The 17,088-nt window shown below is 35.5% G+C and carries 16 protein-coding genes and 2 pseudogenes; 16 read left to right on the top strand and 2 right to left on the bottom strand.

Going from position 1 to position 17,088, the window contains the following annotated elements; translation table 11 throughout:
• Positions 1–180: hypothetical protein (locus BVG17_RS08685; protein ID WP_158621806.1), on the bottom strand; the 180-nt coding region annotated here is incomplete at its 3' end.
• A complete protein-coding gene (ltrA, locus tag BVG17_RS07850) occupies positions 177–1,658 on the bottom strand; it encodes a group II intron reverse transcriptase/maturase (protein ID WP_143688845.1) in 1,482 nt (493 codons plus the stop codon). The genes BVG17_RS08685 and ltrA (BVG17_RS07850), both read right to left, overlap by 4 nt.
• 722 nt (positions 1,659–2,380) lie before the next feature.
• Between ltrA (BVG17_RS07850) and wmk the strand changes: the two genes are divergently transcribed.
• The 16 genes and pseudogenes from wmk to BVG17_RS07755 all read left to right on the top strand — a co-directional run.
• Positions 2,381–3,190: a WO male-killing family protein Wmk gene (wmk, locus tag BVG17_RS07845; protein WP_241654222.1), complete on the top strand. Its 810-nt coding sequence runs from the start codon at positions 2,381–2,383 to the stop codon at positions 3,188–3,190.
• Positions 3,191–4,046: 856 nt separating this feature from the next.
• The gene (gene ltrA, locus BVG17_RS07835; protein ID WP_143688734.1) at positions 4,047–5,360 is read left to right on the top strand and encodes a group II intron reverse transcriptase/maturase; all 1,314 of its coding nucleotides are present in this window, start codon (positions 4,047–4,049) and stop codon (positions 5,358–5,360) included.
• 128 nt (positions 5,361–5,488) lie between these two features.
• Positions 5,489–6,058 (top strand): annotated as a pseudogene (locus BVG17_RS07830) (JAB domain-containing protein); the annotation flags it as partial.
• A 288-nt stretch (positions 6,059–6,346) separates the two neighbouring features.
• Positions 6,347–6,904: a hypothetical protein gene (locus BVG17_RS07825; protein WP_241654101.1), complete on the top strand. Its 558-nt coding sequence runs from the start codon at positions 6,347–6,349 to the stop codon at positions 6,902–6,904.
• A gap of 76 nt (positions 6,905–6,980) precedes the next feature.
• Positions 6,981–8,126, top strand: a pseudogene (locus BVG17_RS07815) (IS3 family transposase).
• Positions 8,127–8,190: 64 nt separating this feature from the next.
• A complete protein-coding gene (locus tag BVG17_RS10065; protein ID WP_255447037.1) occupies positions 8,191–8,316 on the top strand; it encodes a hypothetical protein in 126 nt (41 codons plus the stop codon).
• Positions 8,317–9,286: 970 nt separating this feature from the next.
• Entirely contained in the window at positions 9,287–10,216 is a 930-nt protein-coding gene (locus tag BVG17_RS07805) for a patatin-like phospholipase family protein (protein ID WP_143688952.1), read from the top strand.
• Between the two features lie 321 nt (positions 10,217–10,537).
• Positions 10,538–11,044 (top strand): phage major tail tube protein, encoded by a 507-nt coding sequence (locus tag BVG17_RS07795; protein WP_063631164.1) that lies wholly within the window; start codon positions 10,538–10,540, stop codon positions 11,042–11,044.
• A gap of 46 nt (positions 11,045–11,090) precedes the next feature.
• Positions 11,091–11,348, top strand: coding sequence for a phage tail assembly protein (locus BVG17_RS07790; RefSeq protein WP_143688951.1), 258 nt, complete (start codon positions 11,091–11,093; stop codon positions 11,346–11,348).
• A 109-nt stretch (positions 11,349–11,457) separates the two neighbouring features.
• A complete protein-coding gene (locus BVG17_RS07785; protein ID WP_143688947.1) occupies positions 11,458–13,896 on the top strand; it encodes a phage tail tape measure protein in 2,439 nt (812 codons plus the stop codon).
• On the top strand, positions 13,896–14,234 hold the full coding sequence (locus BVG17_RS07780; RefSeq protein WP_063631167.1) for a phage tail protein: 339 nt from the start codon (positions 13,896–13,898) through the stop codon (positions 14,232–14,234). Before BVG17_RS07785 ends, BVG17_RS07780 begins: the two co-directional genes overlap by 1 nt.
• Entirely contained in the window at positions 14,231–14,440 is a 210-nt protein-coding gene (locus tag BVG17_RS07775; protein WP_063631168.1) for a tail protein X, read from the top strand. The genes BVG17_RS07780 and BVG17_RS07775 overlap by 4 nt, the downstream gene beginning before the upstream one ends.
• A 1-nt stretch (position 14,441) precedes the next feature.
• Positions 14,442–15,392, top strand: coding sequence for a phage late control D family protein (locus tag BVG17_RS07770; protein WP_143688950.1), 951 nt, complete (start codon positions 14,442–14,444; stop codon positions 15,390–15,392).
• Between the two features lie 46 nt (positions 15,393–15,438).
• Positions 15,439–15,921, top strand: coding sequence for an ankyrin repeat domain-containing protein (locus BVG17_RS07765; protein ID WP_241654220.1), 483 nt, complete (start codon positions 15,439–15,441; stop codon positions 15,919–15,921).
• A 53-nt stretch (positions 15,922–15,974) separates the two neighbouring features.
• Complete coding sequence (locus tag BVG17_RS07760) at positions 15,975–16,202, top strand: hypothetical protein (protein WP_143688948.1); 228 nt, start codon at positions 15,975–15,977, stop codon at positions 16,200–16,202.
• 20 nt (positions 16,203–16,222) lie between these two features.
• Positions 16,223–17,088 (top strand): patatin-like phospholipase family protein (locus tag BVG17_RS07755; protein ID WP_143688985.1); only part of this gene is annotated, 866 nt, incomplete at its 3' end.

The following is a 17,088-nucleotide window of genomic DNA, read 5'->3' as shown; positions in this document are numbered from 1 at the left end:
GAACGAGTAAGAGTTTAGTGGACTAAGATATCTTCCACTAAACCCTCCTCTAGGAACCGTACTTGAAAGTTTCCCTTCATACGGCTCGAGCCATCTTAAGTCCTTTTCTTGAGAACCGGCAACATTTTCCTTCAAATATTCTGGCATTTCAAATTCCTTACTAGGATTAACGTTAATCATATCTTATCATCCTCATGAAGAGAAGGATTATTTGATCTACGTTTTTCAAAGTAGGCATACCATTCTTTATCGTAGGGATTTGCCTCAGCTTGAATTTTCTTATGGCGACGAATTGGTACGCTTGTTGCTTGAAAGAGTTCCTTCCACTCAACTGTACCTTCCTTATTAGTTAATGTTGCAAAGCACCATCTTCTGGCTTCTTTGGTTTTAAAGTATTTCTCTTTAATCCAACGTAAGCCTTTGTTAGGGTGTCTGCGTTTTGACCATTGCCATAAGGCTCTAAAAATCTCAGAATCCACTTTCTCATAAGCTTTTCTTGCGCATATTCCCCTGTGGTAATATACCCAACCTCGAATTTGAGGTGTGAGCAGTTCTATTACTTTTTCTTGGGTTGCTGCGCAGTTCTTACGAATCAAGCACCGGATGCGCTTCAGAAGTCGGTTTGTACTTTCTGCTGAAGGTTTGATGATTATCTTCTTTTTGTACTTACGTACTGTCTGACCTAGAAAATCAAATCCCTGTTCTACGTGTGTGATCTTGGTTTTTCCTGTGGATAGAGTTAACCCTCTGTCGCTGAGGAAATCCTCTACTAGCTGCTTGACTTTAGTCTCTAGGATTTCTTTTGATTTTCCAGTTACTATAAGGTCGTCCGCGTAGCGGATCACGTGCACACCATATTTCTTGCGTTTTCTTGTACCCTTCTTCCCGAAATGTTTACTGATAACATTTTCGAGACCATCAAGGGTCAAGTTGGCAAGTACAGGAGAGATAATTCCCCCTTGTGGAGTTCCTGCTATTGTAGAACGGAACATTTGCTTTTCTACGAATCCAGATTTTAACCACTTGCTGAGAATACTCTTTTCCATTGGGATTGAGTTTTCTAACCAGCAGTGGTCTATTTCATCAAAACACTTCTTAATATCCGCCTCTAGGATCCATTGCGGTCTGCTACGTCCTGCCAAAGTTGTGTGTATTTGACTTACTGCATCAGCCGCTGAGCGATACTTTCTGAATCCATATGAGTGAATGTCTCCCATTGTTTCTGCAATAGGGTCAAGTCCCATAAGATATAATGCTTGCATCGCTCGATCTTTCATAGTGGGAATACTAAGAGGTCGCTTGCTGCCTGTAGGTTTAGGAATATAGATTCGCCTCAAAGGTTGAGAGCGGTATCCTCGTTGCCTCAGGCTTGCAATTCCTTGAGATTTTGCTGAAGGGCTTTGCCACAACTGGTTATCAACACCTGCTGTGCATTTTCCTTTATTTGAAGTTACGCGTTTGACTGCTAATGCTTTAGCACTAAAACTACGTGTTAGGAGGCGTTGTAAAGTTTTCACTTTATTCCATCTCCTAGCTTTTGTTGCCTGAACAATACGAGCTTGTAGCCTTCTAGTATTTTTTCTGCACTGAAACCAGCTAATTTGATTCCAGTGTTCTGCCGTACCGGAAGGTGCACTTACAATTTTACCTGTAACCATCTGCTTTCCTCACTTAAAAGGTTTTACAAACAATCTTGTTCAAGATGACCGTAGTGGACGTCAGTTCTCTTTCGAGCCAGGTAACGTTTAAACCTGTATCTCATCCGTTACAGATGAGCGTTCACTTTTTCCACACTCCCAAACCCACACTGAATTCCTAGGGATATATGGGATTTCCGTGTTCCACCTATCAAACAACGAGCGGGTTAGGATTGATCTATACACCGGTGGTGTTTATGTTTGCGTATCAGATGCGTTCACTCCGATAACCTACCACATACCTTTTGGTCCAAGCCTGTCAGTGTCTTTGGCTTGTTCGACTTAACGATGCTTACGATCATTCACTTCTGTTATCCATACCGTTCACCCTAGCCCCCGTGCCAACTTGACACTAATAGCATCGTCCTTCTTCACAGACCGAACTTCTCCTTTTCAGGCGGGTTCATTGTCCTAAACGCTTTGCATAAGACATTACTGTACTTATACAGTTTAGTAGGGTACGAGTGGCAAAACACTCGGTTTAGTCAGAGCTAAACAGTTCAATAGACGACTTTCACGTCGCACGAACGATATATCATTTTTTGGATCGAGAAACTTAGAAAGAGCCATGAGAAATTAACCAAGAAAGCATTAATAATTATACACAATTGTGAAGAAATATTCAACTAAAATGCAAACATTTTGTATATCTTTATTTGGTAGTATTAACTTGTATAATATTTATGGTAAATATCTCGATAAGGTATCAAATAGCACAAAAAGTAAGGAGCTGGAGGTTAAAAAGAAAATATATTCTGAAAGATTTAGTAGGCAAAACAGGCATAAACTATCATACACTGATAAGATACGAGCAAGGAACATGTGGCATTCCAATTGAGAAGTTAAGAATATTAGCAAATGCATTATCAATTCCTGTTAGAAATCTCTTTCCTGGGCGAAGAGTACTAAAAGAAAGCAATTGTTTCGACAAAGCTAGGACCCAGGAAATGTATAATTTCATAGAAAAAACAGGAGGACACAAAGCAATTTATATGTTAACCAAGTCTGTCCGAGCTGAAGAAGAAAGTAATATAAAAGCAGCAAGAATAAGAATTGCAAATAATTTAGTTAAGGAAGGATTTGATAATGACATTGTTTATCGAGCAACGGGCTTATCAACTAAGGAATATGCTGATAAAGAGAGATACGAGCCAAACGAAGGACAAGAGATCAAGAAGTGGAGAATAATCAGAGGCTATACTCAAGAAGAATTAGCAAAAAAGCTAGATGTAGGTCCCTCACAGATACATCACTATGAACAAGGTAGCGTTACTCTTTTAAGTGAAAGGTTATGGGAAATAGCAAAAGAATTATCAGTGGATGTTGAAGATCTGATAAAGGAATACAAAGAAAATGATTGCGAAGCAGAGAATGAATTATTAAGTTTGGCAAGAGAATATAGAAAAATTGATAATCAAGAATCACGAGATGAACTGAATATATGGGTAGAATTTTTATTGCAAAGAAAGCAAATTTACAAAGAAAAGATTTAGAAAACAGAGGAAATGAAAGTTGCAAATAATTTACTTCAGTTAGGTTTTTCTACTGATGTTATTTCTAGAATAATTGATTAACAACAACCTTTTTACATAACTTGAAAATAAATATATATTAATATCTTTACCTATTTATGAAAAAATAAGTAAAAAAGATTTAAAAATTGATTTGACTTCACTCGAAAGCTATGGCTCTATGCCAATGCTGATAAAAAACAAGCAGTAAATAATTAAAAACAAATTTAGTTATTTAACGAGGAGTATATTTATTGAATAATAAGTGAAAAACTTAACAGAAGAAATAAGAGAGAGTATTACAAAGTAGGAGGAGGAATGCTCTATTTGATCGTGAGATAGTGTGTGCGCCAAGAAGTGCGTAAGGAACAGTTGGTGAAAATCCAACACGGGTAAAGCTTAGCCAGCAGCCTGGAACAAACCATTATGCTGCGTAAGGTAACGAGCGTAGTAAAGCTAATGGAATGGACAACATAGGGTGCAACGAAAGTGAAGGTATTGAGTCCCGTAATTCACGCGTCATGGGGGCCGACACTTTACATTTGGTGGAAGGCAGCATGGGTAATAACGCTAAGGCAAGGTATTACTCACCCCGTCGGGATCGAAGGCCGCGTCATGTGTTGAGAGGGACCTTACGTGAACTTGGGAGATCCTTTGTATTCCTGTAAGGGTACTCTGGAACAAGTCAATAAAGGCGAGGACTGGAGGAAGATGCAAAGGAAGTCGGACTAACTGATAGTACTCGGAGTGTGGGAAAGCCACATACAAGGGGAAGCGGTTAGCAATATAGTGACTGGTATAGGGATTGCTATACCAATACAACAGAGATTGGAGGAGTATGCAAGGAAAACTAAACCAGATAGCAGTAAGGGCTAAGCAAGATAAGCGAGTAAAATTTACATCGCTAGTTCATTTGATTAATGAAGAGAATCTTGCAGAGTGTTACAAGGAACTAAAACGCAACAAGGCTTGTGGTATAGATCGTGTGACAGTGGAAGCTTATGGAGAAAATCTAGAAGAGAAACTTAAAACACTAGTGGATAGTATGAAGAGAAAACAATATCAACCGCAACCAGTGAAAAGGGTATACATACCCAAAGCCGGGAGCAAAGAGAAGCGCGGCCTCGGAATACCATCAACTGAAGATAAGTTGGTACAGGTAATGCTAAAGAAGATATTAGAAAATATTTATGAAGCAAACTTTATGGACAGCTCGTATGGATTTCGACCAGGAAGAAATTGTCATCAGGCGATAAACGCTCTAGATAAAGCAGTTATGCACAAACCAATTAACTATATTGTAGAAGTGGATATCAAGAAGTTCTTTGATAATGTTCAACATAAATGGCTAATGAATTGTCTAAGGGAACGAATAGCTGACCCAAATTTATTGTGGTTAATAAAACGATTTCTAAAGGCAGGAATAGTCGAAGTTGGATGTTATAAAGCAACCGATCAAGGCACACCACAAGGTGGTATAGTAAGTCCTGTATTAGCTAATATATACTTACACTATGTGCTGGACTTATGGTTTGAAAAGAAATTTAAGCCAAAAGCCAGAGGATATATACAGCTAATAAGGTTTTGCGACGATTTTGTAGTTGGCTGCGAGAGGGAAGAAGACACAAAAGAATTTCTAGAATTACTGAAACAAAGACTAAGTAAATTTGGGTTGGAAATAGCTGAAAATAAAACAAAAATAGTAAAGTTTGGTAAGAAAGAATGGTATCAAGCAGAAAGAGAGAAACGTAGGACGGCTAGCTTCAACTTTCTAGGATTTACACATTATTGTGGAAAAAGTCGTAATGGTAAACTTATGATGAAGCAGAAAACTTCAAAAATAAGCCTAGCCAGAAAGATTAAAGAAATCAAAGAGTGGTTGAAGATGGTACGAAGTCGTATCTGTCTCAAAGATTGGTGGCAGAAACTTAAAGCCAAAGTAACAGGACACTATAGCTACTTCGGAGTTAGCGGAAATTATCGGTGTTTGATTCAATTCTATCGACCGATAACAAAGCTAGCATTTAAGTGGATAAACCGACGTAGTCACAAGAAAAGTATGGATTGGGAACAGTTTACATACTATTTAAAAATAAATCCACTACCAAAGCCAAAGATATATGCTTCTTTGTACACAGGAGCACTAGTGTGAACGCTGTATTGTGGAGCCGTGTGCGGGAAATCCGCAAGCACGGTTCTTTTGGGGGGACTATGATTAAGAGACCAAATCGCTGGTTTTCAAGGTCATAAGTCTCTACCAGACCACTACTTTTAGGAGCAGTTCATGACAGAAAGCAAGCACAAGATGTTACTAAAACTCTAATGGATAATTGCCCAGGAATAGGAGAAATTTTGGGACGAGAAATCGATGATCTGAAAATGATAGAAGGAATGACCGAACATGCAGCTGCAGCAATTGAATGTGTAAAAGAAGCTTACAAGAGAGCACTAAGAGAAGGGTTAAAGAGAGGTCCTGTAATGGATAGCCAAGAAAAGCTGATAGAGTATGTAAGGGTAAATATAGGCTTTTCAGCAAAAGAAGCTGTTCAGATAATATATTTGGATAAACAGAACCGTTTGATAAGAGACGAAGTGTATTTTGGTACAATAGATGAAGTACACCTATCTGAAAGGAAAGTGGTAAAAAAGGCGTTATCAATGGAAGCAGCATCGATAATATTATCTCACAATCATCCAGGAGGAAGTTTAGAGCCATCAGAAGATGATAAAGTAATGACTAGAGAATTAGTGTCAGCATGTCAAGGAGTGGGAATTGAGTTAGAGGACCACATTATTATGACAGATAAAGGATATTGCAGTTTTAAGGAACAGAGAGCTGTTATAAACTAAATTTCAATTGCTTGAGAAGTTTGGCTACACAATGCAATATAAAATCAAGTAGCAAAAAAACTAAGTCAAGAATCTGGAGAGAGATATTGGAGAATTACAAAATATAAAAGATCTTTGTATAATTTGTATGTTAAGTAATAGTTAAAGAATAAAAGTCCTGAGAAAGGTATTCTTTTATTATAAATAGTTGCAAGATATACAAGATCTTTTTATAATTTGTGTATTAAGTTAATCATAAAGCAATAAATTGCTCTGTAGACTTGAATAACATGCTTAATAGGAGGCTATATGACTACTAAAAAAACAGTATCATCTGATGATACAGATGGAAATACTTATGAGTTAATCATTGATTCTAAAAAGTTACCAAAAGGACTATATAGTGCTATTAGGCGTACTGGCAAAAAAAATCAGCAGCCTATATTTGTAGATGAGACTGATCCGAAAATATTTGATGATAAAAGCAGGTTTGAGAAGCCTGAAGGTGTGCCTTCCCCTGGCGATGTTTCTGAAAAATCAATCAATCTTGAAGAAGGACGTGAGATTTATAACAAAAAATCTTCAAATCGTCAAAACCCGTTTATTCCATCTTTAAGCAAGATAGAGCCAAGTGCAAGTGAAAATGCAGAATTGAGGTGGTTTAAAAGTAGAGTGGTAAAGGCAAAAAGCGTAGAAGAACTGAACAAGACTATAGACCAAGCACTAAGTGCTGGAATCAGGATAAATGCGTATAGCGAAGGGCAGAAGAGTTTTGCTGATACAGTAATATCGAAAATGCCTTTGATCAAATGCAAAGAAAATGAGAAGGAAGACATAATATGTGAATTGATGCTAAATGGACAATGACCTTACCCAGAAAAAGTAGACAGAAAGTTAAGACGTTTTTGAAGTAAAATAAAACGTTTTTTCAAAGAGGTGTGGTATGACAAAAAGAAAAGAATATACAGCAGAATTCAAAATTGAAGCTATAAGACTAGTAAAAGAAACAGGTCAATCATCAGCAAAAATAGCAAGAGATTTGGGTATTAGCGGTAAGCAGATGGGTAAAAACATACAATGATAGAATGTCTGGAGTAGATGCGTTTCCAGGAAAGGGGAAAGTAGCTCATTGTGACAAAGAAAAGTTTGATTTAAAGAAAGAGCTGGCAAGAGTAACGAGGGAAAGAGACATTTTAAAAAAAGCCCTGGGATATTTTGCAAACCAAAAAGAGTAAAATATTCTTTTATAAAAGAACATGAAAACTGCTATAAAATACGGGAATTATGCAGATTTTTGAACGTATCTGCTTGTGGTTATTATAAATGGATTACTAAGGAAAAAAACAACAAAAAATCAATAAGAGAAGAGCTCATACAAGATATTCAGAAGGTATATCGATCATCACAATGCAGATACGGAGCTCCTAAAATTCACGCTGAATTAAAGGCTTTAGGTAAAAATTATAACATCAAAACAGTGCAAAATATTATGCAGAAAAATGGCATTCAAGCTAAGCTTAGACGAAAGTTTAAAAGTAAAAAACCACAAATAGACAATAGAGTTATAACTCCTAACATATTAAATCAGAATTTCATCGCTGATCAACCTAACAAGATATGGGTAACTGATATTACGTACATAAAAACTAATGAAGGATGGTTATATTTGGCAGCAATAATAGATTTATATTCACGCATGGTGATTGGGTGGTCAATGAGTAATGCAGTAAATAGGCAATTAGTTATAGATGCGTTATTCATGGCTATTGGTAGGCGCAAATCTCCTAAAAATCTACTATTTCATAGCGATCAAGGATCGCAATACACCTCTAAAAATTATCAATTTTTACTAAGTACAAAAAATATTACTTCTAGTATGAGTCACAAAGGTTGTTGTTATGATAATGCTGTTTCAGAGAGCTTTTTTAGTTCACTTAAGAGAGAGTTACTCATTGATACTTCACAACACTCTGTACAACAAGCTAAAACCGCAATATTTGAATATATAGAAATTTTTTATAATAAACAGCGTAGACATTCTACTATTAACTATTGCATTCCTGAGCTTTTTGATTCATCATTCTCATAGCAAAAACGTCTTAACTTTCTGTCTGCTTTTTCTGGGTAAGGTCACCTCAAAGTTAGTAAAAGGAATGTCTACAGGTTCAAAAGAAGATAAATGGCTCGATAATCCAACAGGACCATTTGCTCGTGGTATAGGAAAATTCACCCCTGGAGCTGAAGATCTCAGCTATAGGCACAATTCAATGTTAGGATAAAACTTTTTTTATGGGTAAATTTTTTATAGGTGAGGGTTTTCTTTTTTCAATTTATAGCTACCATATTTACTCAACTAGAACACTAATTTTAGAACTAAAAACTACAAGTATTTACCGAATATAATTTTGATTAAAAGCAGATAGAGACTACTATTCTATTCCCAATCCCCAGGTTCCCAAATCAGCAATTGGAAATTGGGAAGCTGAATCACGCGTGAGAGCTGGTTTTTTGACCTACGTTCCCAAAAGCGTTCCTGGAAATCATATATCTGAAGTCAGCCAATATAGCGGATTCTAGCTTCCTAAAACCCTTATATATTATATATATATAATAGTAATAAATAATAACAGTAATAATAAATATAAAATATATTGGATAAATAGAAATAAAGAAGACCTAGAGAGACTACCACAAAACATTACTTAAATTGAATGAAAAAAATACAACTTTGAGACAATTGCATTTAGTGCGGATTTAAAGTGATTACACGACTCCAGGGTACGATTATACCACCAAGATCTAAGTTACTCACATAGGGTAGCTTAAAACTCGATTATGAGGCATTTGTAAATTATCTTTTACCTTAAATTTTTACTTACCACAAAGAACCTTGCCTCATTTTATCATGTTTTTTATTTGTTGTAAAATATTTTTTCAAAAAAAGTGAACAGTTTTTGTAATTTCGGTGAAACCAGAGCTGGTTATTTTAGAGGTCTTATAGAAATATAACAACTTTTATCTAAAATTCTTAAGTTGAGTCTTTAGGTAATCTCTATAAATAATTTGTAGATGAAGNTCCAAGTTAGACTCAAGGGTACAATTTCACGATAAACTTATTGAATATGGTTTAATGGAAAAAGTGTTAGTACTTGAGGAAAGGGTAAAAAATCTTTCTGAAGAATTAGATGAGTTTAAATTGCAGGTTTTAAGCGGAAAAATTAAATCTTAATATCCTTACCTAAATTCATAATGATTAAATATATTTTATCCGTTGACGGAGGAGGCATAAGGGGCATAATACCAGCCATAATATTAGCAGAAATAGAAAAAAGAACAAGAAGAACTATAGCTGAAATCTTTGATTTAGTGGCAGGAACCTCAACCGGTGGAATTGTTGTAGCGGGATTATGTAGAAAAGATGAACGAGGAAATCCCCAATATTCAGCAAATGATTTAGTTGAGCTTTACCAAGAATACGGGTCATATATTTTTAAATCTTCATTCTTCAGGAGATCAATATTATCTTGGTTTAACTGTGCACAATATCCACATAAAAATATTGAGTATGTACTTCATAAATATTTTAGCGATGATATCCTTAAAAACACTTTAAGTAATATGTTGATTACGAGTTACGATATTCAGAATAACTGCCCATTTTTCTTCAAAAGCTGGAAAGAAGGTAATATTAAGCTAAAAGATGCACTCAGAGCTGCAACGGCTGCACCTACTTATTTCATACCAAAACATCTAAAAATTGACCAGATAAACAGAGTATTAGTGGATGGCGGGGTGTTTGCCAATAATCCAGCGGCTTGTGCATATGCAAGTGGTAAGAGGTTATTTCCAAATGATGATATTCTACTGTTATCGATAGGTACTGGCAGAACAGATAGAAGCATAGAGTATGCCAATTCAAAGAGATTTGGAAAAATAGGCTGGATAAAACCTTTGTTAAATGTGATGTTTGCCTCTGGACTGGACTGCGTAAATTATCAGATGAATCAAGTAATAGGCAATAGATACGTAAGAATACAATCGCAATTGAAGCTAGCGTCGGCTGACATGGATAACATTACATCAAAAAATATCAAATTTCTTCAACAGGAGGCAAATGCAATGATAGAAGATAATCAGAAAGTGATAGAGAAATTCTGTATAGAAATATTAAATATATAACTATTCCCTCTAATATTTTANATGATAGTTTACTTCGAGCTCATTTATGGGCAGTTGATCGCAATATTACCAAAACTTACATAGATGATGTGATTGAGGGGGTGAATTCTTATTTGGCCAATTTAAAAGCGCAAGGAGCGATTATCAGTGGAAGATGTTATGCAACACCAGAGCTCAATACACCAACAAATATTGCAAGTGGAAAAGTATATTTTGACTTTGAGTTTACACCACCATATCCAGCAGAACAGATTACTTTTCGTTCACGGCTGGTGAATAGTGAAATATCGTAAATTTTATTAAGGGAAAAAAGGAAGAAAGATGCTACCAAAGATTTTAAAGAATTTTAATGTATTTGTAGATGGTCGTGGTTATGCAGGAAAAATAGATGAAATAACTTTGCCGAAGCTTACCATAAAAACAGAGGAGTACCGTGCTGGTGGTATGGATATACCAATAAATATTGACATGGGCATGGAAAAGCTTGAAGCAGACTTTACTTTCGCTGAGTATGATTCAGAACTATTTAGACTTTTTGGCTTGATAGATGGAAACTCAGTATCTTTGACGCTCCGTGGAGGAATGCAAGGAAGTGGTAGCAATGATATTGAAGGAGTTATTATCAACCTTAGGGGAATATTCAAAGAATTTGATTTTGGTAGCTGGAAACCTGCTGAAAAAGCAACGCTGAAGTGTACTGTAGCTGCTCATTATTATAAACTTACGATAGGTAGCAATGAGCTGATAGAGATCGATGCTGAAAATATGATAAGAAAGATAAATGGTGTTGATCAAATGGCCTTGCTGCAAACGATTTTAGGTATTTAGGTTTAGTTTTAAAAAGATTTTAGAATTTTATTTTTTAGGAGAAAGTATGACAACAGTAAAACTTGATAATCCAATAACAGTTGATGGTATTTCTGTCTCAGAACTTACTATTAGACGTCCAAAAGTTAGAGACTATTTGGCAATAGAACGCATTAATGGTAGTGACCTAAATAAGGAAGTGACTTTGACTGCCAATTTGACATCAGTTGCAAAAGAAGCGATTGAAGAGTTAGATATTGCTGATTATGTAAAAGTACAAGAGGTATTAAAGGATTTTTTTTCACCGATTATCCAAAAAACTTGAGGTCAGAAGTAATCGAGCTCAGTTCTATTATTGGTAGTGGAATTGAGCCTTTGCTTGATATGAAAATTAATGAATTTATTCTATGGCATGAAGCAGCGAGGAAGGTACAATGTCAACGTTATCTATAAAAATTGGAGCAGTCCTAGATGGCAGTTTCAGTACTGTAATAAAAGGAAGTAGCAGTCAACTTACTCATCTTGGTGAGAATATAAGAAAGCTTGACTCATCTTTAAAATCAGTATCAAAGTTTAAGCAGTTAGGTCATGATGTTTTGACTAGCAAGAGGTCATGGAAAGGCTTTGAAGATCAAGTAAAATCTTTAGCTAAACAAATGAAGGCAATAGAGAAACCGAGCAAAACTTTAAAAGCTGAGTTTGATAAAGCTAAGTTTTCTGCAACAAAAGCAAAAGAAGCATATTTGAAAAAGAGAGATGCTTTACATTCATTTAATGAAGAAGTAAGAAAAAGTGGAAAAAATATTAAGTCATTAGTAAGCGACCAATATAAACTTGGCTCGTCCATTGAAGTATTAAAGGGTAAATATAGTAAACTTGGGTCTGTAATACGTAGTCACCAAAGTTTTTTAGCAAGCAAAGCACATTTTAAGTCACAAATTATAGAGACTATTGGACTAGGTCTTTCGTTTGCAGCACCAATTAAAGTTGCAATTGATTTTGAAAGTGCTATGGCTGATGTTAAGAAAGTAGTGCAATTTGCTGAGGATGAGGCAGCTCACAATCAAGGAGCCGCAGAATTTGGTCAGACATTAAAGGAACTATCCCGTACGATACCACTGTCGGCTGCAGGGTTAGCTCAAATTGCTGCAAGTGGTGGACAACTTGGTGTAAAAAAAGATGATCTGATTAAGTTTACGACAACAGTGGCTAAAATGTCCACAGCATTTGATATGTCTGCAGAGCAGGCAGGTGATTCCATAGCTAAACTTGCCAATATCTATGGAATAGATGTAGACAGGATGGAGTGGGTGGGTGACATTATAAATCACTTATCAGACAAGACTGCTGCTAAAGCAAAAGATATGGTTGAAGCTCTAGCAATAGTTGGTGGTACTGCAAACCAGTTTGGCTTTGGTATTAAGGAAACAAGTAGTTTAGTAAATGCCTTTATTAGCTTAGGTAAACAACCAGCAAAAGCAGCAACTGCAATAAACGCTCTACTTAGTAAACTCCAGACTGCTGAGGGACAGAGCAAAGAGTTCAAAACAGCATTAGAAGGCATGGGAATAGCTGCAGAAGAAATGGTACAAAGGATTGGTGAAAATAGTCAAGGCGCACTACTTTATTTTTTTGAAACTCTGGAGAAAGTAGATAAACAGGAACGTTCTCAAATTCTTCTCAACCTCTTTGGTCAAGAATATCAGGATGACGTTGCGTTACTAGTTGGAAGCCTAAAAAATTTTAAAGAGGCTATAACTCATGTAGCTGACGAAAAAGAATTTGAAAAATCCATGCAAAAAGAATTTAACAATCGTGCAGCAACCACAGCAAATAATTTACGATTACTGAGAAATGCAATAGCAGAAGTAGGAATGAATTTGGGCTCAGTAATGCTACCTCCTTTAAAATCGGTAAGTAGTCTTTTAAGAGAGATAACTAACCCCATAGCTCGATTTGCAGAAAAATTTCCAGTTATTACTACAGGAATAATGAGTACCATAGCAGCACTAATAGGTCTTAAAGTTCTAGTAGTAAGCGGTGGTTATGCATGGAATTTAGTTAGAGGTGGAATGCTTGCTTTCTCGGTTTTTTTGCATGGAATACTGAAGCCAGCATTAATATCATTATCAACGTATGCTATTCCAGCAGTAATTACTGGACTAAGTTTTTTAAAAGCTGCAACTCTGAGCTTAGCAATGAAAGCTTTTCCTCTACTGTCATCAGCTCTACCAGCAGTAATCACAGGACTAAGAGCAATAACACTTGCTGTAATGAGTAACCCGATTGGATTTTTGATAGCAGGTCTTGTTACTGGTGCAGCTCTTGTTATAACTAACTGGCAAAAGGTAAAAGACTTTTTCTCTAACTTTTGGCAGTATATAAAATCGATAATAAAACCCATCGGAGAGATGTTCTCATGGATGGGAAATACTGTTGGTAGTATATTTGGAAAATTTGCTGAAAATAGTCCACTTAAAGAGTTTGAAAAAAGAGAAAGTGTTGTTACTAAAATAAAAGCAGTCCATACTCCCCTAAAGAGTAATATTCTCAACAGTGGAAATCCTTTGCTAAGTAACAGTATAATTAAAGAATTTTCCAAGAGAAATCAGAATAATTTCAGAATCAAAAGCCTTATTGAGGAAAAAAAATCCACAGAAAATGATAGGATATTTGCAGATTTTGCAACGAGTAAATTTGAAAACAAAGAACAGAAAACTATGAATCAAACTCAGAACATCACTAATAATTACACTATCAGCATTAAAGCAGAGCCAAATCAAGATATTCGTAATCTTGCAAATGAAGTAATAAAAAGAATAAGAGAAAAATCACGTGATGTTATGTTCGATACGGTAGATCCCATTTACTGATGCTATCCCTTGGTCCATATAAATTTACTCCGATAAGTTTGAAATATAGCAAAGAGAAGCGTTGGAGTGTGGTTGAGTGTATTGGTAAGCAATTACTACAGAATATTGGCCAGGGAGCAGAAAATATAGATTTAGAAGGAGTAATTTATCTTCATAATGGATTAGATCAATTAAAGAATATAAAAGAGGCAGAAAAACCTCACACTTTAGTTGATAGCATGGGAAATGTTTTGGGGCAATTTGTAATTACTCGCTTTGAAGAAAAGCAAACATCATTTTTCTCTTGTGGATTGCCAAAAAAAGTTGAATTCAGTTTAAGTATGAAGCGTTATTCATGACTATATATTACTTAGCAAAAGAAAATGATATGTTAGACTATATTTGCTGGAAGCACTATGGATTTACTTCAGGAGCAGTAGAAATAGTATTAGAAGAAAACCCTGGACTTGCGGAATATGGAAGTTTTTTACCGGCAGGACTGAAAATTAAGCTGCCTATAATTGAGAAACCTCTACAGAAATCAACCTTGAAGATTTGGGGGTAAGATGCAACCAGAGTTTGTCATTGAAGGGTATGAATTAGCAAAAGACCTCTTGGTGTCAATGCATGTTACTGATGAATCAGGGACTATAGAAGATATAGCTGAAATATGTGTCGATTACAGGGATGATAACATAAAAGTTCCAAAAGAGCTAAAGATTGCTTTGGGATATAGAGAAACAGAGGTACTACCCATAGGTATATATAGAGTCAATGAAATTACAGTACAAAGTCCACCAAAAACCTTAATAATCAAAGCTCATGCAACAAATTTGATGATATCGCTAAAGGAAAAAGTATCCAGAGAATGGCACCAGATTACGTTAGGTAATTTAGTCAAGGAAATAGCAAATAAACATGGATATGGATGCAAAGTTGCTGAGGAATTTAAAGACATATTAATACTACATATTGACCAAACTGAAGAGAGCGATATAAGTTTGTTGACTAGAATAGCTATAGAGCGCGAAGCCATGGCAAAACTGGCAGGAGGGTATATATTGTTTATTCCAAAAGGTGCAGCAAAGTCAGCAACGGGAAAAGCTTTAGGAACGACAACTATTAGACCTCAAGATACAATTAATTGGAAAGTGCATTTTACTGTACGTGATAAATACAATTCAGTAGTAGCGAAATGGCATAACTATGAAAAGGGAGAGACTATATCGGAAAGAGTAGGTAGCGGTGAACCAAGTTACGCTATACAAACAGTTTACTCAAATGCAGAATCAGCTTTAAGCTCTGCAAATGCCAGATTTAAACAACTACAGCGTAACAATGAGAATCTAGAGATGACAATACCAGGTAATCCAGAGTTATGTGCAGAGGCAAAACTTAATCTTGTAGGGTTCAATCAGGATATAGATGGTGAATGGGTAATTGATAGAGCAGAACATATTTTAAATAGCTCAGGATATCGTACTACATTATCAGCTTCTTTGAGTAATTATGTTTAAGAGAAAATAAGTACATTGTTGATTTAATGCAAAAAAAATGCCGAACATGAGCAAGAAACAAGCTACATTGTGGTTTATAGTGGTCATAGTATGTGTTGTTATTACGTATTACTATCAAAAACCCAAGGCTGCTGAGGAGTATCAGAAAATGTTAGAAGTAGCAGCTAAGAACTGTGACTTAGAAACTGTGAAATCATTAGTAAAAAAAAGTAGAAGTGATTCAAGTATTAGTGAAAAGGCATTATATTATGTTTCAGAGAAAGGATGCTTAGAAATTGTTACATTTCTATTAGATGAAGGAGTAGATATAAATATTAGCTTAGCACTACTTGGTGCTGCTGACGGTGGTCAATTAGAAGTTGTAAAACTTTTGTTGAAGAGAGGAGCCAACCCTTATATTAGAGGTTGGAAAGAACAAACTCCAAGAGCTAGAGCATTTAAAAGATCATTTTATTATAGAGATAAACCTTACAGAGAAATTATAGACCTGCTTGATCAGGCGGAAAAGCAATATAAGTCAGAGAAATAAAATTATAGTTATTTTCTCACAACACGCAGTACAAATTTTCAATAACACAAATTATGAAAAATCAAAAAATCCCAATTACGGTAATTATTACCATATTAATCCAAACCGTAGCATTGATATGGTGGTTATCCAAGTTAGACTCAAGGGTACAATTTCACGATAAACTTATTGAATATGGTTTAATGGAAAAAGTGTTAGTACTTGAGGAAAGGGTAAAAAATCTTTCTGAAGAATTAGATGAGTTTAAATTGCAGGTTTTAAGCGGAAAAATTAAATCTTAATATCCTTACCTAAATTCATAATGATTAAATATATTTTATCCGTTGACGGAGGAGGCATAAGGGGCATAATCCCAGCCATAATATTAGCAGAAATAGAAAAAAGAACAAGAAGAACTATAGCTGAAATCTTTGATTTAGTGGCAGGAACCTCAACCGGTGGAATTGTTGTAGCGGGATTATGTAGAAAAGATGAACGAGGAAATCCCCAATATTCAGCAAATGATTTAGTTGAGCTTTACCAAGAATACGGGTCATATATTTTTAAATCTTCATTCTTCAGGAGATCAATATTATCTTGGTTTAACTGTGCACAATATCCACATAAAAATATTGAGTATGTACTTCATAAATATTTTAGCGATGATATCCTTAAAAACACTTTAAGTAATATGTTGATTACGAGTTACGATATTCAGAATAACTGCCCATTTTTCTTCAAAAGCTGGAAAGAAGGTAATATTAAGCTAAAAGATGCACTCAGAGCTGCAACGGCTGCACCTACTTATTTCATACCAAAACATCTAAAAATTGACCAGATAAACAGAGTATTAGTGGATGGCGGGGTGTTTGCCAATAATCCAGCGGCTTGTGCATATGCAAGTGGTAAGAGGTTATTTCCAAATGATGATATTCTACTGTTATCGATAGGTACTGGCAGAACAGATAGAAGCATAGAGTATGCCAATTCAAAGAGATTTGGAAAAATAGGCTGGATAAAACCTTTGTTAAATGTGATGTTTGCCTCTGGACTGGACTGCGTAAATTATCAGATGAATCAAGTAATAGGCAATAGATACGTAAGAATACAATCGCAATTGAAGCTAGCGTCGGCTGACATGGATAACATTACATCAAAAAATATCAAATTTCTTCAACAGGAGGCAAA

The sequence above is a fragment of the Wolbachia endosymbiont of Laodelphax striatellus genome, from assembly GCF_007115015.1.
GTDB lineage: Bacteria > Pseudomonadota > Alphaproteobacteria > Rickettsiales > Anaplasmataceae > Wolbachia.
This window is presented reverse-complemented; position numbering and strand designations above follow the sequence as displayed.